Below are 26805 nucleotides of genomic sequence, written 5' to 3' on the forward strand. Positions count from 1 at the left end.
GCTGTCTTCGGAAGAATTTAGTCTTGATAACAATCAAGCTGCGAAGTGAATAGATATTCAACGCCATACCAGAGGCGAAAAAAACGATTCAAGGGAACTGGTGTTGGCCAACGGGCAGCCCAGTATTGAGATATCCAGAACGGCCGCTTCGTAGCATTCCAGCTCGCATAAATTGAGTATGGCTGAACGGCTGTTACCGAGTAGCCACCATGTCGGCAAAGCGTCGGTTTGCGACAGTTTGCCTCTTCGAATTGATGGTCGGAAAGCGGTCAGTAAAAACCCAATTCCCGGAAGCGGCCAGTCGCTACTGAGTACTCACGACCCATTGCAGCCGGTTACAGTTCTCAGGCAGCACGGCTGCAATCAAGCACAGACCAGTCATTCAAGCTTGGCTAGACGGCTACAATTAGTGCGATGAATCGACGTAGCCTAATTCTCTTTTCGCTATCAATTGTCCTTGCGTTTAGGACGCTTGCTGCGTCTGCTTCACAAGAGCGCGCAGACTGGTCCAGTTTCTTTACTACAGCCGAGGTGCACGGCACCATCGTTGTCTTAGACAACCGCAATGGGAAGGAAGTGGCTTTCGTTTACGACTCGGAGCGCGCGGGGCGTCGCTACTCGCCGGCTTCAACCTTCAAAATTCCTCATAGCTTGTTTGCTCTTGACGCGGGAATTCTCCGTGATGAGTTCCAGGTAATTCCCTGGGATGGCATCAAGCGTTCGATAAAGGCGTGGAATGAGGACCAAAACCTACGCTCCGCGATGCGTAATTCGACTGTCTGGGTCTACGAACGATTTGCTCGGCAGCTTGGCGATGCGCGTGAGACTGAGTACATGCGAAAGATTGCGTATGGCAACGCAGTTGCGGGAGGCGGCAAACCTTTCTGGGTCGAAGGCGACCTAGCAATTTCGGCAAATGAACAAATATCGTTCCTGCGTCATCTCTATCGTAATGAACTGCCATTCCCGGTCGAGCATCAGCGGCTCATCAAGGACGTGATGGTGAATGAGGCAGGTCGTGATTGGATATTGCGGGCTAAGACCGGCTGGAGTGGAAAGGTTGGCTGGTGGGTAGGCTGGGTCGAGTGGCCAACCGGACCGGTATTTTTTGCGCTGAACATCGATACGCCCAACAGACTGAATGACCTCTCAAAGCGGCAAGAAATTACGCGCAACATACTTCGTTCTATCAGTGCTCTGCCACCGTATTAACTGTGAAGGACGATGTCGGTTGTTTGCTTAAGGCAGTCAGCCCACCGTACATAGCTCACCGGCAGTTCCTGGCCGGCTCCTAGCCGATACCAACTAGTTGCCGTAACGAAGAACAGCCCTCGACCCTGAACAGCCTTCAGTGGTTACTAGCGATGCTCTCACCGCTACGGGTTGTCTTGAGTTTTGAGGAGTTTGGACACGCTCGGAATCCGAATTTTCTTGCCATGCACGTCAAGCAGCCCGCTATCCGACAGGTCGTGCAAAACCCTGGAGAAGTGTTCCTGAGTGATGTTGAGGCGTGAGGCAATGACCCCTTTGCCTACAGTGAGCTCAAACTCCAGTTTGTCTGTGTCTATTGCTGCCTGAGGCACATCAGTCATCAGATATCCGATAATTCGCTGCTTGGCCGACTGCAACGAGTAGGCTTCGACGTCCGTCATCAAGTCGTGTGTGCGTTTTGCCAACCCGGCTAGCATCTTCTTGGTAAAGCCGTAGTCGTGTTCCAACTCATTCAGTATGGCTTCCTTGGGGACATGAATCAGCATCGAATTCTGCAACGCTTGAGCAAAGACAATATAGGTCCGGTCCAAAAACATAATGGCTTCGCCAAAACTTTGACCCTGCTGAATTATTTCCACAATCTTCTCGTTGCCCTGAGATGATGTGAATGCTAGTTTGACCTGGCCGAAAACCAGAAGATGAAAGCCCGTACAAGCATCTCCGGCACGAAAGAGTACATCGCCTTTTTGCGCGTGGATAAGCTTGGAGCAACTGGCAATGTGTTCGATATCGCTGGCAGCCATGCCAGCAAACAGGGGCAAGTGAGCCAGATGGCTTTCGAGGCTGATTAACTTGTGGTCGCGCATATTCGTCCCGAGGCAAATGACAATGCGCAAATCATAGTTTGATTTGAATCAAAACTCGAGCTGGCGCACGATTTTCTGGTAACACTTTGACGCGCACTCTTGAATTAGCTTGATGCGCTGGTGCCATGTCAACAAATCCAGGTAAGCGATAGGTCACCCTGGGTTGCACGCTACGTGAAGCATATTAGGAAAGTATGAATTAGGCGCTTATACTAGTAAGTAATTTAATACTTACAAGCGCCCATGTCTATCAACCCTCGTCAAACCACCGAGTCACGCCAGGCAGAAATCATCGCCACCATGGTTCGGCTCTCGGCCGAGCGCAGCCCTGCCGAAATAACGACTACGGACATTGCCAAAGCCATGGGGGTTACTCAAGGGGCGCTTTTTCGGCACTTCGCCACCAAGGAGGCCATCCGCCTGGCCGTGGTCGAATGGATAGATGAACATTTGATGTTCGAACTCCTTGCTGCCAAGGAGCGCTCCACTGATGCGCTGGCTGCTCTCAAGGCCATGTTCATGGCTCACGTCGGCTTTGCCAAAGCACACCCCGGAGCGCCTCGCCTCATTTTTGGCGAGCTTCAGCAACCTGCTTCATCCCCCGTCAAGCAGCGGGTTCAGCAAATCATGCAGCGCTATCGGCAAACCCTTTCCCAAACCCTGGCCGCGGCTATTGAGGCGAAGTTGATTCGCGCCGATGCCGATTGCGCAGCGGCCGCAGCCCTGTTCCTTGGTGCCATTCAGGGCTTGGTCATTCAATCCATGCTCAGCGGCCACACTGAGCAGATGGAGCAACAGGCGGTCGGCGTTCTGGACCTTTATCTTGCCGCCCTTGGGGTCAAGTCATGAAGCTCGATAGTCTTCTCAGTCGTAAGTTTGGCCTGGTGGCTTTTGCAGTGGTTCTTCTGGTTGGATTTGGCTTTGTGGTCGCCCGCTCAGGCCCCCTAGCGCCGACCAAAGTCACCATCACTCGGGTCGAAGCCGGCAGTCTGTCATCATCCCTGTTCGGCATTGGCACGGTCGAAGCGCGACGCAGCTATTTTATTGGACCCACCGCTGCTGGTCGCGTCAAAGCAGTTCATGTCGATGTGGGTGAACAGGTCAAGGCCGGGCAACTGCTGGCAGAAATCGACCCAGTCGACCTGGACGAACGACTACGTTCGCTTGAAGCCTCATACGCCCGGGCATCCAGCGCGGTTCTGGCGGCTGACGCTCAGCGCAAGGATGTTCTGGCCCGCCAGATGATTGCCGGCTTGAATGCGAAACGCTATCGCGACCTCGGCGATAAGCATTTCGTCAGCCCGAGTGCAGTTGAGAGCAAACAACAGGAACTGACCTCGGCTCAGGCAGCCGTCGATGCAAGTGATGCCAACCTGCAAAGTGCCCGGCAGGAAGTCATCCGCCTGAAGGCCGACCAGGATGCTTTACGGCAGCAACGGAATAACCTGCGCCTGGTCGCACCCGTTGACGGCGTGCTGACCAGCCGTGATGCTGAAGCTGGCTCGACAGTCGTTGCAGGGCAATCAGTGCTCAAGTTGATAGAGCCCAGCAGTCTCTGGGTCAAGGTCCGGCTGGACCAGGGGCGGTCCCGCGGCCTGGCTGCTGGACAAGCCGCAAGCATTGCCCTGCGCAGCAATCCGGGAATGCCATTAACCGGCAAGGTAGTCAGGATTGAACCGGTCAGTGACAGCGTGACCGAGGAGCGCATCACCCTGATTACCTTCGACCAGATTCCTCCTGGCCTGAGCATTGGCGAGATGGCCGAGGTGACCGTTCAAACGGCAGCCAATCAATCTGGCCTGACACTGCCCAATGCAGCCATCAAACAAATGCCTGAGGGTTCTGGTGTCTGGAAACTACGCGATGGCAAGCCCGTCTTTGTCGCCATCAAACTCGGCACCAGCACCCTGGATGGTGCGGTGCAGGTACTGGAAGGACTTGGCGCAGGTGACGAAATCATCGTTTTCAGCGAGCGCGAGCTGTCTGAAGGTAGCCGTGTCAAAGTTGTCGAACAACTGGCAGGACAACGCCAGTGATAAGTCTGGCCGGGCGCGACATCCTGCATTCCTGGTCGAAGTTCGTGTTGACCGGAATCGGTCTTGGCTTGCTGATTGGCGTGACGCTGACCATGGCCGGAGTTTATCGAGGTATGGTCGATGATGCCAAGGCGCTGCTCAACAACAGTGGCGCTGACTTGTGGGTCGTTCAGCAGGACACGCAGGGGCCTTATGCGGAGTCCTCGAGCATCCATGATGACGTGTACCGTTCAATGCTCAGCCTGTCGGGCGTGGCTCGCGCCGCCAACGTGACTTATCTGACCATGCAGGTTCGTCTGGACAATACCGATGTGCGTGCGATGGTTGTAGGTTTCGAGCCAGGGCAGCCGGGAGAGCCCGGCTACCTGATTGCCGGACGTCACATTACCCGTAACCATTACGAGGCCGTCGCCGACGTCAAAACCGGGTTCCAACTGGGCGATAGCATTCGGATTCGTCGGCACGACTACCGGGTCGTCGGCCTGACCAAACGCATGGTTTCGTCCGGCGGCGACCCCATGGTCTTCATTCCGCTGAAGGATGCACAGGAGGCACAGTTCCTGAAGGACAACGATGCCATCCTCAATGAGCGGGCAAGAACAACGGCCAATCCGACATTGAATCGCCCGGGCGTGCCGGGTTTGCTCGAGGCCATCCAGGCATCGCAGAACGCGAATCGCAACGTCAATGCCGTGCTGGTCCAGGTGTCTCCAGGAAGTCACCCCGAGACCGTCGCAAATGAAGTCAGGCGCTGGAAGCACTTGCAGGCTTTCACCCGGCTTCAAATGGAAGAAATTCTGGTGTCCAAGCTGATTGCTACTTCTGCCAAACAAATCGCGATGTTTCTGGTCATTCTCGCGGTGGTCAGCGCGGCCATCGTCGCTTTCATCATTTACACGATGACCTTGGGCAAAATTCGTGAGATTGCCGTGTTGAAGTTGATAGGCACGCGTAACCGGACCATTGCCGGCATGATTCTTCAGCAGGCGCTGGGCCTGGGGCTTATCGGCTTTCTGGTTGGCAAGGTTTCGGCAACCGTATGGGCGCCATTCTTTCCCAAGTATGTTCTGCTGGAGCCCGGCGATGCTGCGCGCGGCTTTGTCGTGGTCATGGTTATTTGTGCGCTGGCAAGCACGTTGGCGATTCGGGCTGCCCTGCACGTAGACCCTGCCACCGCCATTGGAGGATGAGATGGACGGTTTCGGCATTCGTATCGAAGGTTTGAGCAAGCGCTACGGTGAGGGCGATACCGCAGTCGACGCCTTGAAAGATGTCAATATGACCGTCGCCCCAGGAGAGGTGGTTGGCTTGATTGGCCCCTCTGGTTCCGGAAAAAGCACCTTGCTCAAATGCCTGGGCGCGGTGATTGAGCCGACAACCGGCAAGATGACCCTGGGTGATGAGGTCATCTACGACAATGGCTGGAAGATTCCGGACCTGCGCGCCTTGCGCCGCGACCGAATCGGGTTCGTATTTCAGGCCCCCTACCTGATTCCATTCCTCGATGTCATCGACAATGTGGCCCTGTTACCCATGCTGGCAGGCAGACCGAATGGGGAATCGAGAAAGCGTGCACTCGAGTTGCTTGAAGCGCTTGATGTCGGGCACCGCGCCAAGGCCCAGCCATCGCAACTGTCGGGAGGGGAGCAACAACGCGTGGCAATTGCCCGGGCCCTGGCGAATCAGCCGCCCGTCATCCTCGCCGATGAGCCGACCGCACCTTTGGACAGCGAACGCGCCTTGAGTGTCGTGCGCATCCTCAACCAGATGGCGCAGCAGTTCAATACGGCCATCATCGTGGTGACCCACGATGAGAAAATCATTCCTACCTTCAAGCGGATTTACCACATTCGCGATGGCAAAACCTTTGAAGAAAAAGGCCAGGCTCTGAGCTGAGTCTCAGATAGGCGGGCAGACAATGCCCTATTTCAAGCGAAATCAGATGCTGCGCCCGTTTTGCCCGCCTCTCCTGGCCGCAAGTATTGGTGGCTAACCATTTGCAGATGACTAGTTAATCAGAGTTCATCCCTGGCGCATCATGATTCTTCAGCCTTTGGCGGCTTTCCAACCCGTATGCTGGAAATATTTTCCATATGCCTTCAGAGCTTCAAGTGCTTGCACCGCGCCATCGTGGCGCGACTTTGAAGTTTTTCCTCTCATGGTCTCGGCGCCTTCCATCAGGTCTGCAATAACCAAGTGAAGCATCGCATCAGCCTGGGGCTCGAGTTTGCAATTCTGAATTGCATAGGCCACCTTTTCACTGATTGTCGTCGCTAATGCTTGATAGTCGTCGTTGCCGTATTGATTCTTGTGAATCGCCGGTATTGCCTTCGCCATCGCTTGATTGATGTCGTTCATAGCCTGACGCAGCGGCTCATCAGTTGCCCATTTTTTTCCAACGTTAAGGTGGAGCTTTGTCGGTTCGACACTCCCATGGCTATGGTTGTGTGCGGCACTTTCAGCTGCGAGGATATTGGGCGAAGCTCCAAGCGCAATGGCAGTCAGAACTACGGCGAATATGGTTTTCATCGGGTCTCCTATTTCATGGGTGCAATACCCAACCAATATAGTCAACTAATCTTAACGCAAGCTTAAAGCCAAGACGGGTTTCCGTTGCTTGTTGAGTCCGCCTACCGAAGATATTTTCAGCCCAAGTTCAAGCATCCTTGGCATAACCCATATTGGTTATTCTTTCAATTTTTGTTATGCACTGAGCGATACTTAAGGAACTGATGTATCAGAGTTTATCGTGTAGGCGTTGCGGCGGGTATCAGCCTAACCAGTCATTCAAATGGGTGCTGATAAAGACAGGCGACCGTCCGCCCCTGGCCGATACCAGCGCCAGCCTGAGCGGAATATTGGCAGCGGTGGAGCTGGGTTCGGCATCACGATCCTGACCCGGCCGGTCTGCCGGGCAATCTGCAGATTTTGTCAGGCATGCCGGAACTGCCCAGCATAGGCCCGCTACTGCATCGGGCGGAAGCGGAGCCAAACGCTGTCGTCAAGCAACAGGAAACCATCATCCTGGGCAAACTCGCGCAACTGCTTCCTGCCCATTGAAGATTCGCCGGTAGATAGAGCAATTGCGGTCAGGATTTGTCGGCGCGTCCCGCGCATAGTGTGCGCTGTGAACCGAGGATTAAAGATGAGCAACACACAGGCTGAAAAATACGCAAGGCGCTTCGCGAAAGTGCTCGACCATATCGAGTCCAACCTGGGCGAAACGCTGAGCACGGAACTTCTGAGCCAGGTCGCCAATTTCTCCAAGTTTCACTTCCATCGGCAATTTGCCGAATACGTCGGTACCAGCGTTGGTCGTTACATCCAGTTGCTGCGTCTGCGGCAGGCCAGTTATCGGCTCGCTTTCAGTCGCCAGGACAAAATCATCGACATCGCCCTGGACGCCGGCTTCGAAAACCCGGAATCGTTTACGCGCGCCTTCAGGAACACCTTCGGCCAGTCGCCCTCCGCATTCAGGCGGCAACCGGACTGGGAATCCTGGCATGACCGCTATCGCTTCCGTATCCCGGAAAGGAAACAAACCGTGCAAGTCGAGATCGTCGATTTTAAAACCACCCGTGTCGCCGTCATGGAGCATCGCGGCCCGACGGAAAGGGTCAATGACTCTGTCGGCCAATTCATTGACTGGCGAAAGGCGAGCGGTCTTTCGCCAAAGAACAGCAGCCGGTCCTTCGGCATTGTCTACGACAACCCGGACACCTGCGAACCTGCAGACTTCCGGTTCGATATCTGCGGAGAAGTGCATGACGAGGTGCCGGCCAACCCGCAGGGCGTGATCACGAAATACATTCCCGGCGGCCGTTGCGCGCGGGTGCGGCATAACGGCTCCCACACTAGGATTGGCGAGAGTATCTACCCGCTCTACCGCAACTGGTTACCGGAGAGTGGCGAGGAGCTGCGTGATTTTCCGCTCTATTTCCATTACCTCAACTTGATGCCGGAAACACCTGAGCATGAACTGGTGACCGATATCTACCTGCCTCTGAAGTCGTAGATCCATGGCAGCTTCCGCGAAACGGGCGTGCAACGAGACGTCATGCCAATTTCTGGAAGCTGCCGATTGTTCAGGTAGAGCGCAGGACCAGAATGCTGCCGAGCGAGCGCAGCCCAACGACTTCTTCGAGCGCCAGCCCGCCGGCCTGAATGAGCGATTTCCATTCACTGAGCGTCCGTTCTCGCCCGCGGCACCCGACGAACATCTGCATGTCGAATGATGCGCTGGCGACATCAGCGCCGGTTTCCGGTACGACCATTTCCAGCACTGCCGCGCGGGCGCCACTGTCGCCCATGGCGGCACGGAGCTGGCGCATGAGCCGCACGCAGGTCGCATCGTCGAAGGCATGCAGGACGGCCGAAAGCAGATAGATATCCCACGGACCAGTGGCGGCGGGAATGCTATCGAGCAGGTATCCGGCCTCAAAATGCAGGCGCTCGACTCCTTGTGCCGGGTGATTGGCCCAGTAGCGTTGGGCTTCCTCGACGACCTGCGGGCGGTCTACCACCAGCGCGGACAGTCCGGGATGGCGTTGCACGATGGCCAGTGCCTTGCTGCCTCGCGAGCCGCCTAGGTCGATCAGCCGGTCAAACCGGCCCCAGTCCATATCGGTGGCAAACCCGTTGCCGGCCAGGCTTTCGACGCTATCCATAGCGCCCGAGAAAAGCCGGTCGAAATCGGCATGATGGTCGAGATAATCGAACAGTTCCTCCTCATGGGCGAGCAGGAAGGGCGGCGTGCCGCTGCGGATGCCGGCTTCTAGTTGCTCGAACCAGGGGCGGCTCATGGTTTCGGAGTTGTGCAGCAGGATCATGGCGCGAACGCTGTGCGGATCGTCACTGTGCAGGTAATGGGAGAGCTTGTTGTTGCGGAAAACCATGGGTGCCGTTTCTTCGAATACGCCAATTGCTGCGAGCAGGCGCATCAGGCGTCCGAGCGCATCGCCACTTGCACCAAGGCGCCCGGCGAGTTCAGCTGCGCTCAGGCACTCTTCCCCAAGATGCGTGGCAACATCGAGTCGCGCTGCCACGAAGAGCGCCCGCGATTGCCAGTAGGCAGAACCGATCTGGACGAGCCGGAAAGGCGCAGGCGTCAGTTTGCCGGGAATCGACTGCAACCAGGCGCCGAATTTCATGGCCTTGGCGAATCGGCGTACCGCTCCGGTATTCATTTGCAGCGTCATGGTTTTTCTCCTTCCTTGCCAGAGACAGACGGCGCCAGGCCGGCGGCGAACAGATGGCCGTTGAACGCTGCCAGGTTATGCAGAAAGGCCTCGTCCATGGGACGCTCCATCTGTTCCTCGAAGATTTCCTTGAGCAGCATGGGTGTCATGGCCAGGCTGACAAAGGCCAGGCGCAGGATGTCAGGATCGATGGCCGCTGCGATCTGCCCGTGCGTCTTTAACTCGGCGACCTTGCCTGCGCCGCGGGTGCGTCCGCGCTCAAGTAGCTGTTGGATGAAACGGCGGCCCGGCCCGTGGCGGAGTGCTAGCACCTTGAGAATCAGCTTAGGGAATTCCGGGCGGGCCGACATGGTCCGGTAATACAGTCCGAGGAAATCCGCGAAACCGGCCGTCGAGGCGAGTAGCTGCCCATCAAGAACGTCGAGCAGCGGGCTCAGGGTCTCGCGGATCATCTCCTCGTAGAGCCCTTCCTTGCTGCCGAAGTAGTAGCGGATCATCGACACGTTGGCGCCAGCGCATTCGGCAATGCGGCGGGTGCTGACCTTGTGATAATCGTTAGCGAGGAAGCAATCCAGCGCCGCCTTGATCAGGCGGCTGCGAAGGGGGGCGTTAGCGTTGGATGTTTCCACGATCGGCTCGACTGGTTTTGATGACGGTCAGGTTAGCAGCCGTCCAAGTGCGATCGGTAGGATTATCGTCAATCAATTATGGGGAAATGATTGGTTTTGTCAGGGGTATCGACCATTGCGAAGAAAATGACCGAAGCCGGGCGTTGCTGCAAGACAATATCGTGAGCAGGATATTTGCTATTGATCGGCGTTCAGGGCCAATAGATATTGTCGGGACGCTAAACGCAGCATCTCGAGGTTTGCGTAATCTGGATCAGACGATTGGTTACTATGCCGAATAGCTGACCCACTGGGGATAATGGCAAACGGAGTGGTGTAGGGAAGTAGCTCGAATTTCCGCTGCGGCTGTTCAGCGGTCGTTCATGAAATGCAGCTTCACCGTCCGCTCTGGCCGAGATCCGGCCTCATGCCAGCGGCAACAGGCAGTTGGTCGGCCAAAGCAGCCACTGGTGCAGCCTGAGTTGAATGACTGGTGTCAGCCAGTGACCGTACCTCGGATCAGTAGCCAGCGCTAATCATTAAACGGGCTTCTTCGTTACCCGCCTAGAGAACTCCCTGACCTTCTAAGCTTCACACAAGTTGTTCGCCGATCAGCCGATTTGGCAATCGAAAGTCGCCCGTTTGACGTGACAACCTGTAAACTGGTCGATGTTATGGTTATGACATTCCCTTCCAACGGCGCAAAAGTGCCTAGCTCCCTTCGTCGAGCGTTCGTTCGCGTGACATGCTTCGTGGACTGGAACTCCCAACTATTGCTCACCGGGATTAACTACGAGAAAGAGCCTGTTGAAGCAGCACGCACTGCGTTCCGACAAGTTACGCGACGAATAGCGCAGTGCTTGGTGAAAGTCGACGAAAGCGAGAATTTTCAAGTCCATTTGCGCCTATATCATGGATGGAGAAAGGGATATGAACCGACGACAAATCTGAAGGCAATTCGCAAAGTTATTGCAGAGACCGATTTTTCAACGGCTTCAGACAAACCTAGTGTTGCTTACTCGGGCGATGTTGGATATGGCGACAACCTTCTTTCTGCCCTTCCTCAGCGCTTGCATCTGAAGCAGGGTATCCATCTACCAAACACCCTTCGAGAAAGAGGCTCTCATGGATGTGAAGAGAAAATGGTTGACACCGCACTTGCTGCGGACCTAGTAGTTTGTGCATACCAAGACCCGAACGAGTGGATTCTCTTGGTCACCGAAGATGACGACCTTATTCCGCCATTGTTTACGGCAGAATCCATAATTAATTCAGCGCAAGCCAGAGCTTTGCTTCTCAGCAAACGAAAGCGGGGCAATAACCTATTGCTACTTGATGGCCTAGACGCAAGCTAGAGGACAAAATGAATCGCGAACAACTACTTGCCGATTTTTCCCCCTTTGCAGACATTGGTGAAAATGCCCCCAGAGTATCCGAGCAAAAGGGCAAGTTTACTGTCAGCTTCACCCGCGACGGGCGTGAGCTCAAGCTAGTTATTGATTCTGTTTCCGGCGGTGTTCAGTCTACCCATGGGAAGGGCAGCACGAAGAAACACACTTCGATTGCGACTCTTCTTGCGTCTGAGTTGTTCGCTAATCTGCGCCGCTGGGCCGAAATCCAACGAGAGCTACTGGCGAAAGAGGCTGAGTCCCGCCACATGATCCCCATCAATGCTAAGACGCACTCGGATAATTGCATCAAAAGCATCAATGATGTTAGCAAGCTGCTAGGTGCCGGCGAGCGACCTTTTGAGGCAACAGAAATATTACTCATTGATGGCCCTGCTGGCATTGGAAAGACGAATCTCATCAGTCAGCTTGCTTTCGAGAGGGCCGTATCGTACCAAGCAATTCCAACCCCGCTAGTACTTCATATAAAAAGTCGCGGCCGGGTGCTGTCAAACCTAGAAGACCTGATGGCATTCAGCCTTCAGACGATTCGTTCTACTGTCACGTATGACCAAATCCCAGTCTTGGTAAGGCATGGATTAATCGTTGCAGCTATTGACGGGTTTGACGAGCTTGGCGACCCCAATGGCTACGACACGGCTTGGGCTCAATTGAGTGAGCTCATCGCTACCGTACGGGGCAAGGGGACCTTGATTCTTGCCGGGCGAGACACCTTCATCAGCCGCGCGCGTCTACTAAGAGATGTCAACTCATTACGGGAAGGCGTTGACATTGTGCATGGACTTACACTCCTTTTGCCATCCCCTCTACAGGCTAAGAAATGGCTGTGCACACACAACTGGACCGAGGCGAACTTCCTCATTCCTTCTGTCTCTGTGCTACTGGAAGATGATTCGTTTGCGCTGCGTCCTGTCTTTCTAAAGCTGCTTGCAGAACAGATCAAACCAAAGGAGATAAAAGGCGAGCATGAGCGCTTTTTGACGTCCTTCTTGCTAAAGAACATTGTCAGCCGCGAAGCCAAGTTATTTGGCAAAGCAGTCCAAGCTGTCATTCCGACGCTTCATATGGAGGCATTCGTCACCAATTTCATGTTGGAGACAGCTCGTGAGATGGCTGACATGCAGACAGAAGCACTTGATGGCACCACGCTGTCCTGGATTGCCGAAGCTGCTCTTGGAGATGGATATCCACCGGACATCGTCGGCTTAATTAAGAACAGAGCTGCCGTGATCGCTTTGCTAGTGAACGATGAGCGTCCCGGCTACAAGGCATTCGTTCACACGCATATACAGAATTACTACTTGGCCAAAGTCGCCATCGAGGCAATTTCGCGCAGAGACACACCAAAATTTATCAGGCGGAATATCTTAGGGGCTGAGTTCCTTTCAACATTCGTCGACGTTGTATCGGAGTACTCAACATTACTTTCGTCTCCGATCAGCGGATTTCTCAGTCACGCGCAAAATCTCGCCCAAACCTACCCACACCTTGATAGGGGTGCCAGAAATCTTGGCGCCCTACTTCTGGCTTCTTTACAGAATGTTCGTCCAGAAGACGAGGCCTATTTTGCTGGCTTTCAGGTCGACGACGCGGTGATTCGTGGAACGGCCGGACCAGCTACGATTAACGAGGTAATTATCCACCAACTTGACTGCAGGCAGGCAGACTTGAGTTCGCTGGTCTTCAAGGACTCGAGCATCACCAGCCTCATTGCGAATGATGCCTCAAGATTCCCATCCAGCATTCCTGTGCCAAAGGTTCTGATTTCCGAAAGTGGATCTCAAGTCACGGACGTAGACAAGATTGCTCAATGGCTTGACGTACGAGGGCGCTCTACGAAGCCAACGACAAACCCTGTTGTCCCTGACAAGGTAAAGACGCATCGCATTTACGCGTTGCTCGGCAGAGTATGCCGGATGCACCAGTATTGGCTTCGACAGGGCGATGATGATGTGTATGCTGAAAGAATCCTCAACGATGCCTGTTGGCCTTTACTCAGCAGCGTCCTTCATGAAAACGGATTCTTGCGGATTGAAGAAAAGCGTGCCGCATCAGGAGGCTCATCCCCCTTCTATCACATCAAACACTCTCAGCGACTTTTGTCGGAGAAGCCTTCGGACAATGAGGTTGTTAAATTCTTCACGGATCTAGCAGCAGCCATATAGGGTAGAAGGATGGTTTTTCCCGCGTTGAGTAAACAGACGCAAAATTTTTGCCATTAGCATGGCTGGTGACGTCGGCAACCTAGACAATAACAGTCATCCAAATGACCAATACTGACCGGCGGCAAAGGCCGATTTAGAGACAGACATGCTGTTGTCTGAAGAAAAAATAGAGCATGCGGTAGAGATTTGCATCTTCCGCATGCTCCGGTTGGTCAGGTAATAAACCCCGATCAATGCGCCTGCTCGCGTTGCTCCATTTTTGCCCCTAGCTTGTCGAGCAACGGACGGCTCCCCAACACGGTTCGCTCCGTGTTTGCCACCTCACGCTGCTCAGGCGGCTCCTGCGTAAAAAACTCCTCAACCACCTCCGCACCTTCGTCCTCGCTGTCCTCGAACGCCCCATTGGACAGAGCGTCCCGGGCAGCTTGTTCAAGCGCCTGCTGATCAAATCCTGCAGACAGACGACGTGCCTCGGTGTCACGGGCTTCTGCCAAGGCCTCCTCAATCGCTACGCCGCTTCGAACGGTCAGATCGACGTAGTAGATCGGCGTGCCCAGACTCTGCCGAGTTGATTTACCCCGCAGGCGCAGTTCCAGCGGAAGACAAGACAGCCGGTTGCCCGAGATTGCCTGGAAGTAATGCAGTCGGGCGGCCAGCGTCCGGATGCTGTTGAATCCCGTAGTCCGGAAGATGAAGCTGCCGAGCGGATCATCCTCGCCAATGGTGATGTTCAACCGTCCGTAGGGCTTGCAGGCACCCCCTTGAGCCAATGGGCAGCCGTCAGGTGACGGACAGGGCAGGGTTTTGATGCCGTCCTCCGTGTGACGCCGGCACTGCTCGCCATTACCCATACAGCGTGGCCGACCGGTAGTGCGGTCGAACCAGGTGTATTCCGCCCGAAAGTTGAGGTCGGGGTCGTTGAACATCAGGCGAACGGGGATGCTGCGGATCTTGCCGCCTTGCTGCTGGCGAAAACCTTCGTCCAGAGGATGGGGGAGCCAGCCATCTTTTCCTTGGACCTGAGACGTGATCGTGAATTGATCGTCCTTCTCCGGCAGGCGCTTGCCGTTTCGTTCGACGACTTTACCGATGGAAATCCGGCCAAGTACCGGTGGTGTGATTGCGAGACCTTTGAGCATGATTATTCCCTTCGTTTGAGTGAGACAGAGGCCACCGCGAGCGTCATGCTCGCGGTGGCCTGTGATCTCAGGTAATCAAGAAGCGCCGGCTGCCCGGCTTGGCGATGGCGTACTGGGTTTGGAGCTCCGGGTGGTCCGCAAGCAGGCGTGGGAGATCCACGGCGCTACTGTCCTTGGCGCGTTTCCAGGTGGCACTGCCCGTCTCGAAGTCAGCGCGGCTGGCTTCGCCCATGGCTTGCTGGATCGTCTGCTTGAGTTGGGCTTCCAGCTTTTGATGCTCGGCGATGGTCTGCCGGACAGAAATCAGATCAGCAAAGCAGGCCGACAGATTGCGCTCAGCCTTGAAATCGAGCACAGCACCGCTGTCTTGGGGGTAGAGGTAACGCAGTGCCAAATCGGCGGATTCCGAACCATCAGCCGGCGGCGGAACATCACGCTCAACATAGCGCCAGAACTGCCGTTCTAGCTCGATCAAGCGCGCGATCATCGTCTCGTCCCGGTCGAGACGATGGATTTCCAGGTGCTGACCACCAATCAGTACCGCAACATCTGCTGCGGCCTTGCCGGTGACTGCGAGTTGATGATGAACCTGGAGTTGAACGTATTCCGGTACGCCTTCGTTCCAGAGGCGAGCACCGTTGATCCCGGCTGTCTTGCACTCCAGGATATGGACATCCGGTGTGCCGATGATCTCCCGGTCGATATTGGCCAACATCCATGCCTTGTCGGGGTCGGGGTGCTGCAGAACTGCATTGATCTTGCGGACCCGGTTGCCTGTGCGTCTGGCGTAATGCGCTGCCACAATCGGTTCCAGGATGTTGCCCCAGTACATCGGGCTTTCTTCGTCATGCGGATCGGCTTTGGGTAAGCCACCATCCCGGCCGGTCTTTTCCATCCAGAGTTCGAGTTGCGACTTGTAGGGGTTGAGGCCAACCGCTGCGGCAGCATCAGAACTGCCAATGCCGTTCTTGCGGACCACCAGCCATTCGTCACGGCTCAGGTCGTTGGTCTTGACCAGGCGTAGTGCCGGCCGATGGCGTTGTTGCGGGGGAAGTTGTAGGGCGGAGGGTGTCATGTTTGCTCCTGTAAAAGAAATCGCCCCAGTTCAGCAACGAACTAGGGCGATCAACACCAGCAACGATGCTGGCAGGGGACGGCGGGGAGATTAAGCGGCGAGCTTCAGGGCTTCATGGAATGCGCGTTCCTTGAGTGCAGCGCCGGGACCAAACCAGGCAGAGTCCAGGCGGTAGTCAGCACTTCGAGCACGGCGATGCTGATCGACATACTCGGTGATGCCGTTCAGCAACCCCCAGGCAGTTCCTGCAGCGGAGGGCATGTTGCTACCCTGGCCGCTTCCGCTGAACAAGGCGAGCACGTTCTGGATGGCCTTGGTGTTCGGTTGCTCATTCAGAGGAAGCTGCTCGTCGCCCAGAACGCTGACGAGGTAATTCATGGCCTCAAACTTGTTGATCTTACGTTCGGCCAGTTGCCGCATGTTGCTGACGAAGGATTCCCAGTGCGAGAGTCCCAGCCCCAGTGCCTGCTTGACCGCTTGCGGATCAAACTGCGTCGAGTGCGGCACCTTCACGGCACCACGCGTATCGCCAACGGCCATGTGCAGCGTGTTGTTGCAGACGACACGAACCGAGGTGAACTGAGCCGTTGTGCACAAGGTGCCATCGCAACTGGTCGCGAGCAGCAGGTAGGCCTTCACGCGATCATTGCCGCGCAGCAGCGTTTCCTGACCAGTTTTGGCGAGCGCCCAGAGCTTCTTGCCTCCCTTCAGGACGCCAGCCGTCTCCAGCTCGAAACCACCGGCAGATACCAGATCGCGGTAGAACTCCAGGACATCGGCGGGCTGCACTACCTTGTAGCGATTTGAGACCACCGAAAGTGGTGCCAGCGTGTCCGAGCGGAAAAGTACCTTACTGTCCGGGTGCGATTGAAGGTGAAGACCGACGCCACCGGAGACGGAATACAGCACTTCCGTCTCCTTGATCTGCCAATCCATCCCGGCTTCTTTTCGCCAGACTTCGAGGGGTTGCTTGGGGGTGAGTTGATTTCCCAGGCCGTGCCATGGTGTGGCGTCGACGTAGGCCATGGTTTGAACTTCGTGGGCCATGGTGCTTCCTTTCGAGGAATATGGGGATGGTGCTTAGCAGTTGCGCCTGACGACAGCAGGAACCTCTTCCGCTTCAGCTTCGATGAGCGCTTCGTTACCAAAGGTGTGGCCGCAGTTCAGGCAGTGGTTGTTCTCGAGGTAGGTCTCGTCGATGGCTTGGCCGAGTTTGGCGCCAGCGACACCGCCTGCCGTACCGCCGAGCAGGGCACCGAGGATGGCACCAGCAATACCGCCAATACCAACGCCGACGGGACCGCCGACCACCCCGACAGTCGCGCCCAGGCGAGCGCCATTCATTGCACCAACGGCACCACTGGTAGCGCCACCGACGAAGCCAACTGCACTGCCGGTCATCTTGCCGTAGTCGAGAGTTTCGATGTTGCGGGAATTGCAGTTCGGGCATTTGATGGTCATGTTGAATCTCCTTGTGTGAACTGGTCAGCTGCAGCAGCACAAACAAAAGGCCCACCCCGTGATCGACGGGATGGGCCTGGTTCGTTTTCGCTGAGTGCGGTTTAGAGGGGTATGTAGGTAGTCATGCAGTTTTGAGCGGGATTGCCTGTGGCTGCATTGAAGATGTACGTGACCGAAAACGTTTAGATGCAGCTCACGCGATCAGTGAGGATCATCGTGCTGACGACAGGAAGCGCTCTCGTGAACCTTCAGTGTGTTTCTTGTCTAGGTTACCGATCTATCCCTACTGCTTTAATAACATAAAAAACCCGAAGTCAGCTCAGGCGATTTTCAGCGCTGTGAGCGGGGCATTGTGAATAGAGGGACCGTCAGGGACGAGGGGGAATCTCTTCGGGGGACGTACGAACTTGTTCGGTTTGTGTGAGGCGACCCGGTCTGTTTTTGGTTTGCTAAGTAACTGATTGTTTGTTGATTTGTTATAAGTCTGTACATTTGTGGTATCTATGTACAAGCTTTGCCTGCCGCCTGCCGCCTGCCGCCGACGTCCCCCCGTTTTCAGTAGCAGAGGGCTTTAGAGTCCGGGGGTAATGTGCCCGATTTCTGGGTGAGTGATTTGGCATAAGCCGCAGGCGTCAAACCGCCCAGGGCCTTTTTCGGTCGTTCCTCGTTGTACTTGCGGCGCCAGCCTTCGATGACGACCTGCGCATGGCGTAGGCTGGTGAACCAGTGCTCATTCAGGCATTCATCTCGGAAACACCCATTGAACGATTCGATATAGGCGTTCTGATTCGGTTTGTCCGGCTCAATGAGAAAGAGTTGGACGCCACGGGCATGCGCCCAGGTCAGCATGGCTCGACTACAGAACTCCTTGCCGTTATCCGTCCGAATCGCCTTGGGCAGGCCTCGCGTCTTGGCCAACTGATCAAGGATGGTGTCCGGATTTCTGTGTAGGCCGGCCAGTATTCGCCTTATCTATGACGGACTGCTACGGATGAGGAGCTCGCAATCAGAAAACGTCTTGAAAGTCTGCTGCGACCAGTAAGCTGACCTTGCCGCCTCTGAAAAGAGAACGTCCGGATTGGGTCGGGTGTCATCCCTCGCTGATGTTCAAAGCGGCCATTGGCCGTCTTCAGAGAACGAGCGGCCAGTAAGTGGTGCGTAGCCGCCCGATTTCGATCGTAGGCCGCAGGTCGGTTTTGGCTGCGATGTTCGTGTAGTCGGTCTGATCGCCAGGGCTGGTGAGCCGGTTGTCTGATTCCAGATGGTGAATTAGGGCAGGTTCCTAATGGCCAGCCGGAATAGATTCCTGGGAATTTGATTCACGAAATAATCAATATGTCAATGATTATTTTTCTGTCGAATTTACGACACCCTTGATCGAGTTACTCCCGATAAATTGGACACCATGGTGACATGAAGGAGATAACCATGAGCGATCAAAGTGACTTGAGGATTCTGCGCTTGGGGGAGTTGTGCGCCAAGCTCCAGGTATCGAAGGCGACAGTTTATTCATGGATGAATTCGGGTTCAAAAAATTTCAACCCGCATTTTCCCCGACCTGTACGACTTGGTCGGACGAGTGTCGGTTGGATTCAATGCGAAGTGCACGAGTTCCTGCGTAAGCGGATTGCTGAGCGTGATTCAGCAAGGAGGGCGTGAAGATGCCCGAGAAAAGCAGCCGCAATGTCGCGAGTTATGTTTCAGGCAAGAAATCTGATCATGCTCGAGTGACCGACGTTAACTATGAGATTGCGAAAGATGCGTACTGGGATTTGGCGGTGCGGGAGACTGGGGGGGTAATTGACATTAGTCGGTCGGCGGATATGTCGGTCGCCATAGCAACCCTCGAGAAAATGCTGGACGAGTTGCATAAGCAGCCGTATGGCGATCTTATTTTTGTTGACCCGATTAGCAGCGAAGGATTCGTGCCGCCGAAACCACATGAGTTGCGTTTCAGGGAAAGCTTTCGTTGTTGGTTACCTAAGTTCGTTGAGCTCACTAGCAAGCTGCCGAAGGAGTGTAAATTTAGCCCCGCATTGGAGGTATTTGCCGAAAGTTGCCGTAAATTTTTTGTTTCTGAATATCTCGATGTTATAGATGGTAACCGGGTACGAGACAAACGTTTCCATAAGTCAAAGATCGACAGGCTGAATAGGTTTTATTGGTACTTAAAGAATGCTCTGGATAATCCATTGGTGCGCCGAAAAAATAGCGATTTAGTTCAGGAGATTAAAAACAATACTCGAGAATTTTTGTCGTATATCGATGGTTTGTTTAAGGCCTATTCTCGCCTTGTCGTGGTTCGTGTTGACCTCGAGTATCGAGAAGAATTTAAGCCAACTCTTGCTGAGGCGATAAATGATTTAGGGAGGCTTTTCAAAAATAACCGAAACAACAAAATATTTTCTGACTTGCGAGGCTATGTCGTAAAGATTGAATACGGGGTCTGCACTGGCTATCATTTTCATACATTGATGTTTTTCGATGGGTCAAAACGAGCCAACCACACCGACGTTTATATTGGGGAGCAGTTGACGAATTACTGGAATACCACCATTACCAAAGGAAGGGGGCGAGCCCACAACGTTAACCGCGATAAATCGAAATACGCAAAGGTTGGGTGCCTAGGGATTGGAACTGTTCATGCAATTGATACCCTGCGTATCAATAACTTGAAAAATATCGTCCGCTATTTTTGCAAGAAGGAACAGTACTGCAGGCCGCACGGTGAGCCGAAGTTCAAGACGATTAGAAAGGGGCTTAAGCCCTCATGGGTGGGCGCGAAGCCGGGGCGTCCGAGGAAGAAGGGGGGTTAATCTACTATAGGCTTATCGCGTAGTGGCTTCATGGGAGCTCTGTTTGGATGTGCTGGCGGAGTCTCGTTGTGTGGGGGGCTCACGTTGGCTTTGAAGTTTGGATCAATTATTTGACTTGCAGGTGTTGTCACAGATAACAGGTGAGGGTGATGCTGTAAGTGCCTCAGGATTTCTTTCTTGTTAATTCGTCCTCGTTCGGCATTGAGGTAGAATTTTTCGTAGGTATCGATTAGCGCCCAAAACTGATTTGTCAGGAAAAAATCGCTTTCGCTTTCAATGTCTTCGGCGCAAGGAGAAATTATAGTAGCCATCTTTTGTGCAAGACTTTCTGCGCATTGTGGGCAAGTTCTCATGATGAGATGTTTTATATTCTCCTGCTTTGGATATTTTCCTGTGGCTATGCGTATTTCCCATGAGTGTTTTGCGGCGCGATAGAGTGTTTCGAGCAGCTTTGTGCGAGCCCTGCCTGGTGTGTATAGCCGGTGGCTAATATTCTTCGGGTATTTTTTGCTATTTTGTTTGACGGTAGTGCAGTATTCTTGATTGTTTTCTTCTGTCGTATTTTGTAATTTAGAATTGGTGGGTAGGCTTAGTTTTTCTAGATCATTGTGCGCTACTCTTAGCATACTTTGAGTTATTTCTAGTTCCCCGTAAGGTAATAGGTTGATGTTTGAGTTAATGGTTCCATCCCGAAGATTGGGCTTTTTGCAAACCACAAAGCATCGGTTTGATTCCCCGAAGAAGTTGATGCTGATACGTCTTATATCGATGTCATTCTTTGTTTTTGGTGTGACTGTTAATGGGGGGTGGTTGTGGGAGGTCTTTAAGCCTGAAGAGAAAACGCATTGGTGATATTGGTTTCTGGTCTTGATTGTTGTGCAGTCAAGGGTGCTTAGTTTTAGTAACTCTATTGAAGGATCTGCATGTTCTAGTGACCAACGCTTTCCTCTGTTAAAGCCAGGATGTGTAATTAGGTTAATAAAGGTATTTTCCTTGTATTCGCACGCAGGGAGATCGATTATGTCAATGCTGAATACTTCCCAGCCTATGGGAATGGTTGTGTATAGCGATATGCGACCGTCGGCAGCAGTTTTTATGATCGATGCGATGCTGGTACGACTTTTCACGCAGGCCTCATCCAAGGTGTATAGGTCGAGGTCCTTGTCGAAGGTATTTGGCTGGTCTTGGCTCATGGTTGATTCGCCTGGGGCATTACGTCATGCTGCATTGACGTCTTGTAGCGGAATAATTTCGGCCCCAACCTTGAGCTTGTCCAGATAGTCAGCCCACAACTGCATCATTGCCTTTCGCTCCTTGAGGAACTTGGTTCGGTTGTAGGCCGTCCCCAGACTATCCGCAACAGAGTGCGCCAACTGGTGTTCGATGACCTCAGGCTTCTGGTGCAATTCCTCATGAAGGATCGTGCGCGCCATCGCTCGGAAGCCATGCCCGGTGATCTCCGTTTTGGTGTCGTAGCCCATGCGTCGCAATGCAGCATTGATTGCGGCATCGCTCATCGGTCGCTTGGGATCGCGGCCTGGGAAGACGTAATCGCCTCGGCCGGTTAAAGCGTGTAGTTCCCGGAGTGTTGCCACGACCTGGCTTGCCAGAGGGACAAGGTGTTCCGTCTTCGTTTTGGTTATGAAGTACCGCCACTCCCCTTTGTCCAGATCGAATCCGCTCCATGTGGCTTTGCGTAGTTCGCCAGGACGAACGAACACCCTCGGTGCGATTTCAAGGGCACACTTAACAACAAAGGTGCCCTTGAATCCGTCGATTGCTCTCAGCAGCTCGCCAACATCCTTGGGGTTGGTGATGGAGGGTAGATTTTCTGTTTTCGCGGCAGGGATGGCGCCTTTGAGATCGGGGCAGGGGTCGCGCTCAGCGCGTCCGGTAGCGATGGCGTACCGGAAGCACTGGCTGATTTCACTCTTGGCCTTGTGGGCGGTGTAGCGCGCACCGCGTGCATCAATTCGTCGCAGTACCGATAGGATTTCGGGCGCGGAAATCTCCGAGATGGGGCGATTGCCCAGCCAGGGCATAACGTCCTTCTCGAGACGGGCGAGAGCCTTCTTGTATTGCGCTTCTTCGATGTTGCTGCGCTTGTACTCAAGCCACTCGCGGCAGATGACCTCGAAGCTGTTGGCGACGATGGTTTCCCGGATCGCCTTGGTAACTTTGCGATGCTGGCTTGGATCAATGCCGTTGGCCAGTTGCTTGCGCGCTTCGTCCCTGCGCTCGCGAGCCTCCTTCAGGCTGGTATCAGGATAGACCCCCAGGGCGAGGATTTTTTCCTTGCCGTCAAAGCGGAACTTTTGTCGCCAGTATTTCGATCCATTGGGGTGAACAAGCAGAAAAAGCCCCTTTTCATCCGAAAGCTTGTAGGCCTTATCGGCGGGCTTCGCGCTGCGTACGGCGGTGTCGCTGAGTGCCATTTGGGGGTATCTCCTCTGGGGGTGTCGCCTTGTACCCCCGTTTATACCCCTCTGTACCCCCGGATTGCAATAGACTGCTTTAGACTGCTATAGACGAAAAAAAGGCCAGAACCCTTGTTTTTGATAGGTTTTCTGGCCTTCTTTGAACTGCTTTGGAACTGTCTATGGTGCCCCGAGCCAGACTCGAACTGGCACACCTTTCGGCGGCGGATTTTGAATCCGCTGCGTCTACCGATTCCGCCATCGGGGCGAATGGAGGCCGAATTATCCATGAATCACTTCTTTGGTTCAAGCGAATCCGCACAGGGGAAGGATTTGGCCAGCGCGTTGGCGACCAGCATCGCCGTGCTGGTTGTCGAATTGGGTGGCTGGCGGTCGAGGTGGGCGAGGACGGCGCGGACCAGGCGGAAGGACAGATCGCTATCGTTCGGCAGGCAGAAGGCGTTGAGTTTGACGCCGACCTTGTCGGCCAGGTAGTCGCTGACCGCATAGCCATCGGCGAATCCGGCGACGTAGGCGATGCAGCGGGCGCTACGGATCGACTGGAAGGGGTCGCTGTTTTTTTTCTGTTGGTAGAACTCTTCGGCTGCCTGGCAGTCGCCGCGCATTTCGTCGCTGCTGTAGGCATGTGCCTGGGTGGCAAACAGGGCGGCGATCAGCCAGAGGATTTTCATGTTTTTTCAAACCAGTTGAGTTGTTTGTGCAGGCCGACCACGCTGCCGACGATGATCAGCGCGGGCGGCTTGATGCCGGATTCGACGACGCGATTCGGCAGTGTACCCAGTGTGGCGAGCAATGTCTGCTGGCTGGCCAGCGTGCCGTTGCGCACCACGGCGGCCGGGGTCATCGACGGCAGGCCGTGCTTGATCATCTGGCGGCAGATTTCTTCGGCGGCGCCGATGCCCATGTAGAACACCACGGTTTGATTGGGGCGGGCCAGCGATGGCCAGTCGAGGTTGACCGTGCCGTCCTTCAGGTGGCCGGTGACGAAGGTCAGGGCCTGGGCATGGTCGCGATGGGTCAGCGGAAAGCCCGAATAGGCGGCGCAACCGGCCGCCGCCGTGACGCCGGGGACGACTTCGAAGGGAATGCCGGAGGCGGCAAGGGTTTCCAGTTCTTCGCCGCCGCGGCCGAAAATGAATGGATCGCCGCCCTTCAGGCGAACGACCGACAGCCCTTCGCGGGCGAGGTCGACCAGCAGCTGGTTGATCGAATCCTGGGGCAGCGTGTGTTTCGAGGCTTCCTTGCCGGCGTAGATTTGCCGGGCGTCGGGGCGGGCGAGCTGGATGATGCCTTCGCCGACCAGATGATCGTATACCAGCGCATCGGCCTGGGCGATCAGGCGGGCGGCCTTGACGGTGAGCAGGTCCGGGTCGCCCGGTCCGGCACCGACCAGCCAGACCTTGCCACCTTCCAGTTTGTTCGCTTTGTTCATGGTTTCTCCCTGCCTTTGGGCGGCCATGCTAATGCTGGATCAGGCGTGTGCCAATAGCTTTGGTAAGGGAATCGTGCGATCTACAACCAAAGAACTAATCACATAGTTATTTGTGATTACAAGCTCCTGAATTCAAATAATAAAGCATCAAAAAAAGATTGATGGGCATCAAGGATGCGAGTCGGGCGGAGGTTCAACCTAGCGCCCATCCCGTTGAGGGTTAAAGGTGTTTTGTTTCTATCCAGGAGAGGGAAGATGAATAAAACCGTAGTGGGGATGCTGATGATGACCGCCATGGCTGCAGCCATGGGTTCTGCGTTTGCTCAGGAGGCCGCCAAGGGTCCGGAGATGACGGCTGCTGAAAAGGAGCAGGCCAAGAAGATTTATTTCGAGCGTTGTGCCGGCTGCCATGGCGTGCTGCGCAAGGGCGCCACCGGCAAGAATCTTGAGCCGCACTGGTCGAAGAAGGACAAGGACGGCAACGTCACCGAGGGCGGTACGCTGAAGCTCGGTCAGCAACGTCTGGAAAAGATCATTGGTTACGGAACCGATGGCGGTATGGTGAACTTCGACGACATCCTGACCAAGGAAGAGTTGTCGCTGATGGCCAAGTACATCCAGAACACGCCGGATGTGCCGCCGGAATACAGCTTCAAGGAAACGCTGGATTCCTGGAAAGTCATCGTGCCGGTCAAGGATCGTCCGACCAAGCAGATGAACAACTACAACCTGAAGAACATGTTCTCGGTCACCCTGCGCGATACCGGTGAAGTGGCGCTGATCGACGGCGACACCAAGGAAATCCGCAGCATCGTCAAGACCGGTTACGCGGTGCATATCTCCCGCCTTTCCGCTTCTGGCCGCTATGTCTATGTGATCGGCCGTGATGGCCGTCTGAGCCTGATCGACCTGTGGATGGAAAAGCCGGCCGTCGTGGCTGAAGTGAAGATCGGTTTCGATGCCCGCTCGGTCGATACCTCCAAGTTCAAGGGCTTCGAAGACAAGTACGCCATCGCCGGTTCCTACTGGCCGCCCCAGTACGTGATCATGGACGGCGATACGCTGAAGCCGCGCAAGGTCGTTTCCACCCGTGGCATGACGGTCGATGGCGAATACCATCCGGAACCGCGCGTCGCCTCGATCGTCGCTTCCTTCATCAAGCCGGAATGGGTGGTGAACATCAAGGAAACCGGGCAGATCCTGCTGGTCGATTACTCCGACATCGAAAACCTGAAGACGACGACCATCGCTTCCGCCAAGTTCCTGCATGACGGCGGCTGGGATGCTTCCAAGCGCTACTTCCTGGTGGCGGCCAACGCCTCCAACAAGATTGCCGCGGTCGATACCAAGACCGGCAAGCTGGCGGCGCTAGTCGATGTCGCCAAGATCCCGCACCCGGGTCGCGGCGCCAACTTCACGCATCCGAAGTTCGGTCCGGTCTGGGCGACGGGTCACCTCGGCGCCGATGTCCTGACGCTGATCTCGACGCCGTCGGACGACAAGAAGAACGCCAAGTTCAAGGAGTACAACTGGAAGGTCGTCCAGGAAATCAAGCACGTGCCGGGCAACCTGTTCGTCAAGACGCATCCGAAGTCCAAGCACCTGTGGGCCGACTCGGCACAGAATTCCGACAAGGATCTGGCTGAATCCGTCTCGGTCTGGGACATGGCCGATCTTTCCAAACCGACCAAGGTCATCAACGTGGCCAAGGATTCCGGGCTGCCGCCGACCAAGGCGGTGAAGCGCGCCGTGCATCCGGAATACAGCGCCGACGGCAAGGAAGTCTGGATCTCCCTGTGGGGCGGCAAGACCGACCAGTCGGCCATCGTCGTCTATGATGATGCGACGCTGACGGTGAAGAAGGTGATTACCGATCCGAAGATGATCACCCCGACCGGCAAGTTCAACGTCTATAACACGCAGCACGACATCTATTAATCGCCTGCCGATTATTTGACTTGTCACAAAGCTACGGGGGCGAAAGCCCCCGTAGCATATGGAACGCAGACAACAGGATGACGACTGGTTTCGTCGCCGCCGATCGTTTTAAGTGGAGATACCACGATGAAAAAGAATTTCGTTTCGCTGGCTGTCATGGGCGCTTTCCTGGCTCTCGGCTCTCAGGCTGCCCTGGCCACCCCTGACTGGAGCAAGGTACCGAAGAAAGAGCTGCACGTCTTCCATCCGGGCGCCGCCCCGATCGAGTGGGTGACCGGCAAGGGCGACCACAGCGGCGCCAGCGGCCTGAAGAAAGGCGAGAGCTGTGCCGGCTGTCACGTTGAAGACGGCAAGTTGAGCCTCGATCTGAAGCGTCTGGCCAGCAAGGAAATGGAACCGAAAGGCGCGCCGAAGACGATGACCTACCCGGTCGGCGTGCAGGCCGCCTACGATGCGACCAACCTTTACGTGCGTCTGACGTTCAAGGCGCCGGGCGGTGGCTTCGACCATTCCGACAAGGACAACGAGGTCAAGGCCAGCGTCATGTTCCCCAACGACAAGGTGGCGATGGGCGATCAGGTCGGCTGCTGGGCGGCCTGTCACAAGGACGCCCGGACCATGCCGGGGGCGGCCGATACCAAGACCAAGTACGCGACGCCGGGGGCGATGGACCTGATGCAGTGGCGGAGCAGTGGCAAGGCGTTCGACGGTACGGTTACCGACAAGCGCAACATGGAAGGTGGCAAGGCTGGCGTGACGGCCGAAGGCGGCAAGGCCGGCGATACCTACACGGTGACCTTCACCCGCAAGCTGGCCGGCGGCGTCCATCTGGCAGCCGGCAAGGCCGTGCCGTTTGGCGTGGCGATTCATGCCGACAATGCCGGCGGCCGTTTCCATCATGTTTCCTTCGGTCACACGCTGGGTCTTGGCGTTGATGGCGACGTCAAGGCGGTCAAGCAATAAGGCGATGAGCGCAGCGGAGTAATGATGCGCGCCGGATGGTCGAGGCAAC

At 55.2% G+C, this 26805-nt stretch carries 24 protein-coding genes, 1 tRNA gene and 1 pseudogene; 12 read left to right on the forward strand and 14 right to left on the reverse strand.

The annotated features are described in order from the left end of the window. Positions 1-414 precede the first annotated feature (414 nt). Entirely contained in the window at positions 415-1212 is a 798-nt protein-coding gene (gene blaOXA, locus ACLIKD_RS03385) for a class D beta-lactamase (protein WP_203468303.1), read from the forward strand. Positions 1213-1376: 164 nt separating this feature from the next. Here the strand turns inward: blaOXA and ACLIKD_RS03390 are convergent, their stop codons facing one another. Next, complete coding sequence (locus tag ACLIKD_RS03390) at positions 1377-2078, reverse strand: Crp/Fnr family transcriptional regulator (RefSeq protein WP_428827171.1); 702 nt, start codon at positions 2076-2078, stop codon at positions 1377-1379. 243 nt (positions 2079-2321) lie between these two features. Between ACLIKD_RS03390 and ACLIKD_RS03395 the strand changes: the two genes are divergently transcribed. Genes ACLIKD_RS03395 through ACLIKD_RS03410 form a run of 4 tightly spaced genes read left to right on the forward strand, consistent with a single transcriptional unit; the run spans position 2322 to position 6010 of the window. Beyond that, entirely contained in the window at positions 2322-2927 is a 606-nt protein-coding gene (locus ACLIKD_RS03395; protein WP_153151387.1) for a TetR/AcrR family transcriptional regulator, read from the forward strand. Then, the gene (locus ACLIKD_RS03400) at positions 2924-4114 is read left to right on the forward strand and encodes an efflux RND transporter periplasmic adaptor subunit (protein ID WP_428827172.1); all 1191 of its coding nucleotides are present in this window, start codon (positions 2924-2926) and stop codon (positions 4112-4114) included. Before ACLIKD_RS03395 ends, ACLIKD_RS03400 begins: the two co-directional genes overlap by 4 nt. Then, complete coding sequence (locus ACLIKD_RS03405) at positions 4111-5304, forward strand: ABC transporter permease (protein ID WP_153151385.1); 1194 nt, start codon at positions 4111-4113, stop codon at positions 5302-5304. The genes ACLIKD_RS03400 and ACLIKD_RS03405 overlap by 4 nt, the downstream gene beginning before the upstream one ends. A gap of 1 nt (position 5305) precedes the next feature. Then, a complete protein-coding gene (locus ACLIKD_RS03410; RefSeq protein ID WP_153151384.1) occupies positions 5306-6010 on the forward strand; it encodes an ABC transporter ATP-binding protein in 705 nt (234 codons plus the stop codon). Positions 6011-6160: 150 nt separating this feature from the next. On the opposite strand, the gene ACLIKD_RS03415 is transcribed toward ACLIKD_RS03410, so the two are convergent. Beyond that, positions 6161-6643, reverse strand: a complete 483-nt coding sequence (locus ACLIKD_RS03415; RefSeq protein ID WP_153151383.1) for a hypothetical protein — start codon at positions 6641-6643, stop codon at positions 6161-6163. Positions 6644-7259: 616 nt separating this feature from the next. Between ACLIKD_RS03415 and ACLIKD_RS03420 the strand changes: the two genes are divergently transcribed. Further along, entirely contained in the window at positions 7260-8129 is an 870-nt protein-coding gene (locus ACLIKD_RS03420; protein ID WP_153151382.1) for an AraC family transcriptional regulator, read from the forward strand. 70 nt (positions 8130-8199) lie between these two features. Here ACLIKD_RS03420 and ACLIKD_RS03425 read toward each other — a convergent pair whose 3' ends face one another. Continuing rightward, a complete protein-coding gene (locus ACLIKD_RS03425; protein WP_428827173.1) occupies positions 8200-9312 on the reverse strand; it encodes a methyltransferase in 1113 nt (370 codons plus the stop codon). Beyond that, a complete protein-coding gene (locus ACLIKD_RS03430) occupies positions 9309-9941 on the reverse strand; it encodes a TetR/AcrR family transcriptional regulator (RefSeq protein WP_228117271.1) in 633 nt (210 codons plus the stop codon). The genes ACLIKD_RS03425 and ACLIKD_RS03430 overlap by 4 nt, the downstream gene beginning before the upstream one ends. A gap of 842 nt (positions 9942-10783) precedes the next feature. Between ACLIKD_RS03430 and ACLIKD_RS03435 the strand changes: the two genes are divergently transcribed. Next, a complete protein-coding gene (locus ACLIKD_RS03435) occupies positions 10784-11275 on the forward strand; it encodes a hypothetical protein (RefSeq protein ID WP_428827174.1) in 492 nt (163 codons plus the stop codon). A gap of 8 nt (positions 11276-11283) precedes the next feature. Beyond that, positions 11284-13494 (forward strand): hypothetical protein, encoded by a 2211-nt coding sequence (locus ACLIKD_RS03440; protein ID WP_428827175.1) that lies wholly within the window; start codon positions 11284-11286, stop codon positions 13492-13494. A gap of 230 nt (positions 13495-13724) precedes the next feature. Here the strand turns inward: ACLIKD_RS03440 and ACLIKD_RS03445 are convergent, their stop codons facing one another. The 5 genes and pseudogenes from ACLIKD_RS03445 to ACLIKD_RS03465 form a co-directional block, all read right to left on the reverse strand. Continuing rightward, a complete protein-coding gene (locus tag ACLIKD_RS03445) occupies positions 13725-14633 on the reverse strand; it encodes a hydrolase or metal-binding protein (RefSeq protein ID WP_428827176.1) in 909 nt (302 codons plus the stop codon). A 67-nt stretch (positions 14634-14700) separates the two neighbouring features. Then, positions 14701-15708 carry a YqaJ viral recombinase family protein gene (locus ACLIKD_RS03450; protein WP_428827177.1) on the reverse strand — a complete coding sequence of 336 codons (1008 nt, stop codon included), beginning with the start codon at positions 15706-15708 and terminating at the stop codon, positions 14701-14703. A 90-nt stretch (positions 15709-15798) separates the two neighbouring features. Next, positions 15799-16755, reverse strand: a complete 957-nt coding sequence (locus ACLIKD_RS03455; RefSeq protein ID WP_428827178.1) for a DUF932 domain-containing protein — start codon at positions 16753-16755, stop codon at positions 15799-15801. Positions 16756-16788: 33 nt separating this feature from the next. Further along, positions 16789-17169, reverse strand: coding sequence for a hypothetical protein (locus ACLIKD_RS03460; RefSeq protein WP_428827179.1), 381 nt, complete (start codon positions 17167-17169; stop codon positions 16789-16791). Positions 17170-17724: 555 nt separating this feature from the next. Beyond that, positions 17725-18099: pseudogene (locus ACLIKD_RS03465) on the reverse strand (integrase core domain-containing protein); the annotation flags it as partial. 498 nt (positions 18100-18597) lie between these two features. On the opposite strand from ACLIKD_RS03465, the gene ACLIKD_RS03470 reads away from it, so the two are divergent. Both ACLIKD_RS03470 and ACLIKD_RS03475 read left to right on the forward strand, forming a co-directional pair. Continuing rightward, positions 18598-18828 carry a helix-turn-helix transcriptional regulator gene (locus ACLIKD_RS03470; RefSeq protein WP_428827180.1) on the forward strand — a complete coding sequence of 77 codons (231 nt, stop codon included), beginning with the start codon at positions 18598-18600 and terminating at the stop codon, positions 18826-18828. A gap of 2 nt (positions 18829-18830) precedes the next feature. Next, entirely contained in the window at positions 18831-19985 is a 1155-nt protein-coding gene (locus ACLIKD_RS03475; RefSeq protein WP_428827181.1) for a YagK/YfjJ domain-containing protein, read from the forward strand. Here the strand turns inward: ACLIKD_RS03475 and ACLIKD_RS03480 are convergent. The 5 genes from ACLIKD_RS03480 to cobA form a co-directional block, all read right to left on the reverse strand. Then, positions 19982-21178 (reverse strand): hypothetical protein, encoded by a 1197-nt coding sequence (locus ACLIKD_RS03480; RefSeq protein ID WP_428827182.1) that lies wholly within the window; start codon positions 21176-21178, stop codon positions 19982-19984. The genes ACLIKD_RS03475 and ACLIKD_RS03480 overlap by 4 nt on opposite strands. 24 nt (positions 21179-21202) lie before the next feature. After that, positions 21203-22420 carry a tyrosine-type recombinase/integrase gene (locus ACLIKD_RS03485; protein ID WP_428827183.1) on the reverse strand — a complete coding sequence of 406 codons (1218 nt, stop codon included), beginning with the start codon at positions 22418-22420 and terminating at the stop codon, positions 21203-21205. Between the two features lie 165 nt (positions 22421-22585). Beyond that, positions 22586-22670 (reverse strand) — tRNA-Leu (locus ACLIKD_RS03490). A 25-nt stretch (positions 22671-22695) separates the two neighbouring features. Next, on the reverse strand, positions 22696-23094 hold the full coding sequence (locus ACLIKD_RS03495) for a Rap1a/Tai family immunity protein (RefSeq protein WP_226418881.1): 399 nt from the start codon (positions 23092-23094) through the stop codon (positions 22696-22698). Next, positions 23091-23855, reverse strand: a complete 765-nt coding sequence (gene cobA / locus ACLIKD_RS03500) for a uroporphyrinogen-III C-methyltransferase (protein ID WP_428827184.1) — start codon at positions 23853-23855, stop codon at positions 23091-23093. Before cobA ends, ACLIKD_RS03495 begins: the two co-directional genes overlap by 4 nt. Before the next feature lie 255 nt (positions 23856-24110). Between cobA and ACLIKD_RS03505 the strand changes: the two genes are divergently transcribed. Both ACLIKD_RS03505 and ACLIKD_RS03510 read left to right on the forward strand, forming a co-directional pair. Beyond that, complete coding sequence (locus tag ACLIKD_RS03505; RefSeq protein WP_226472651.1) at positions 24111-25793, forward strand: cytochrome D1 domain-containing protein; 1683 nt, start codon at positions 24111-24113, stop codon at positions 25791-25793. A gap of 126 nt (positions 25794-25919) precedes the next feature. After that, positions 25920-26756 (forward strand): ethylbenzene dehydrogenase-related protein, encoded by an 837-nt coding sequence (locus tag ACLIKD_RS03510; protein ID WP_226418884.1) that lies wholly within the window; start codon positions 25920-25922, stop codon positions 26754-26756. Positions 26757-26805: the final 49 nt, after the last annotated feature.

Source organism: Azonexus sp. IMCC34842, from assembly GCF_050368855.1.
In the GTDB taxonomy this organism is placed as follows: domain Bacteria; phylum Pseudomonadota; class Gammaproteobacteria; order Burkholderiales; family Rhodocyclaceae; genus Azonexus; species Azonexus denitrificans_A.

Excerpts from the sequence above, each read along its gene's own strand:
- blaOXA (WP_203468303.1), top strand. The coding sequence starts at position 415 with ATGAATCGACGTAGCCTAATTCTCTTTTCGCTATCAATTGTCCTTGCG.
- ACLIKD_RS03390 (WP_428827171.1), bottom strand. The coding sequence starts at position 2,078 with ATGCGCGACCACAAGTTAATCAGCCTCGAAAGCCATCTGGCTCACTTG.
- ACLIKD_RS03395 (WP_153151387.1), top strand. The coding sequence starts at position 2,322 with ATGTCTATCAACCCTCGTCAAACCACCGAGTCACGCCAGGCAGAAATC.
- ACLIKD_RS03400 (WP_428827172.1), top strand. The coding sequence starts at position 2,924 with ATGAAGCTCGATAGTCTTCTCAGTCGTAAGTTTGGCCTGGTGGCTTTT.
- ACLIKD_RS03410 (WP_153151384.1), top strand. The coding sequence starts at position 5,306 with ATGGACGGTTTCGGCATTCGTATCGAAGGTTTGAGCAAGCGCTACGGT.
- ACLIKD_RS03415 (WP_153151383.1), bottom strand. The coding sequence starts at position 6,643 with ATGAAAACCATATTCGCCGTAGTTCTGACTGCCATTGCGCTTGGAGCT.
- ACLIKD_RS03420 (WP_153151382.1), top strand. The coding sequence starts at position 7,260 with ATGAGCAACACACAGGCTGAAAAATACGCAAGGCGCTTCGCGAAAGTG.
- ACLIKD_RS03425 (WP_428827173.1), bottom strand. The coding sequence starts at position 9,312 with ATGACGCTGCAAATGAATACCGGAGCGGTACGCCGATTCGCCAAGGCC.
- ACLIKD_RS03440 (WP_428827175.1), top strand. The coding sequence starts at position 11,284 with ATGAATCGCGAACAACTACTTGCCGATTTTTCCCCCTTTGCAGACATT.
- ACLIKD_RS03445 (WP_428827176.1), bottom strand. The coding sequence starts at position 14,633 with ATGCTCAAAGGTCTCGCAATCACACCACCGGTACTTGGCCGGATTTCC.
- ACLIKD_RS03450 (WP_428827177.1), bottom strand. The coding sequence starts at position 15,708 with ATGACACCCTCCGCCCTACAACTTCCCCCGCAACAACGCCATCGGCCG.
- ACLIKD_RS03455 (WP_428827178.1), bottom strand. The coding sequence starts at position 16,755 with ATGGCCCACGAAGTTCAAACCATGGCCTACGTCGACGCCACACCATGG.
- ACLIKD_RS03460 (WP_428827179.1), bottom strand. The coding sequence starts at position 17,169 with ATGACCATCAAATGCCCGAACTGCAATTCCCGCAACATCGAAACTCTC.
- ACLIKD_RS03470 (WP_428827180.1), top strand. The coding sequence starts at position 18,598 with ATGAGCGATCAAAGTGACTTGAGGATTCTGCGCTTGGGGGAGTTGTGC.
- ACLIKD_RS03475 (WP_428827181.1), top strand. The coding sequence starts at position 18,831 with ATGCCCGAGAAAAGCAGCCGCAATGTCGCGAGTTATGTTTCAGGCAAG.
- ACLIKD_RS03480 (WP_428827182.1), bottom strand. The coding sequence starts at position 21,178 with ATGAGCCAAGACCAGCCAAATACCTTCGACAAGGACCTCGACCTATAC.
- ACLIKD_RS03485 (WP_428827183.1), bottom strand. The coding sequence starts at position 22,420 with ATGGCACTCAGCGACACCGCCGTACGCAGCGCGAAGCCCGCCGATAAG.
- ACLIKD_RS03495 (WP_226418881.1), bottom strand. The coding sequence starts at position 23,094 with ATGAAAATCCTCTGGCTGATCGCCGCCCTGTTTGCCACCCAGGCACAT.
- cobA (WP_428827184.1), bottom strand. The coding sequence starts at position 23,855 with ATGAACAAAGCGAACAAACTGGAAGGTGGCAAGGTCTGGCTGGTCGGT.
- ACLIKD_RS03505 (WP_226472651.1), top strand. The coding sequence starts at position 24,111 with ATGAATAAAACCGTAGTGGGGATGCTGATGATGACCGCCATGGCTGCA.
- ACLIKD_RS03510 (WP_226418884.1), top strand. The coding sequence starts at position 25,920 with ATGAAAAAGAATTTCGTTTCGCTGGCTGTCATGGGCGCTTTCCTGGCT.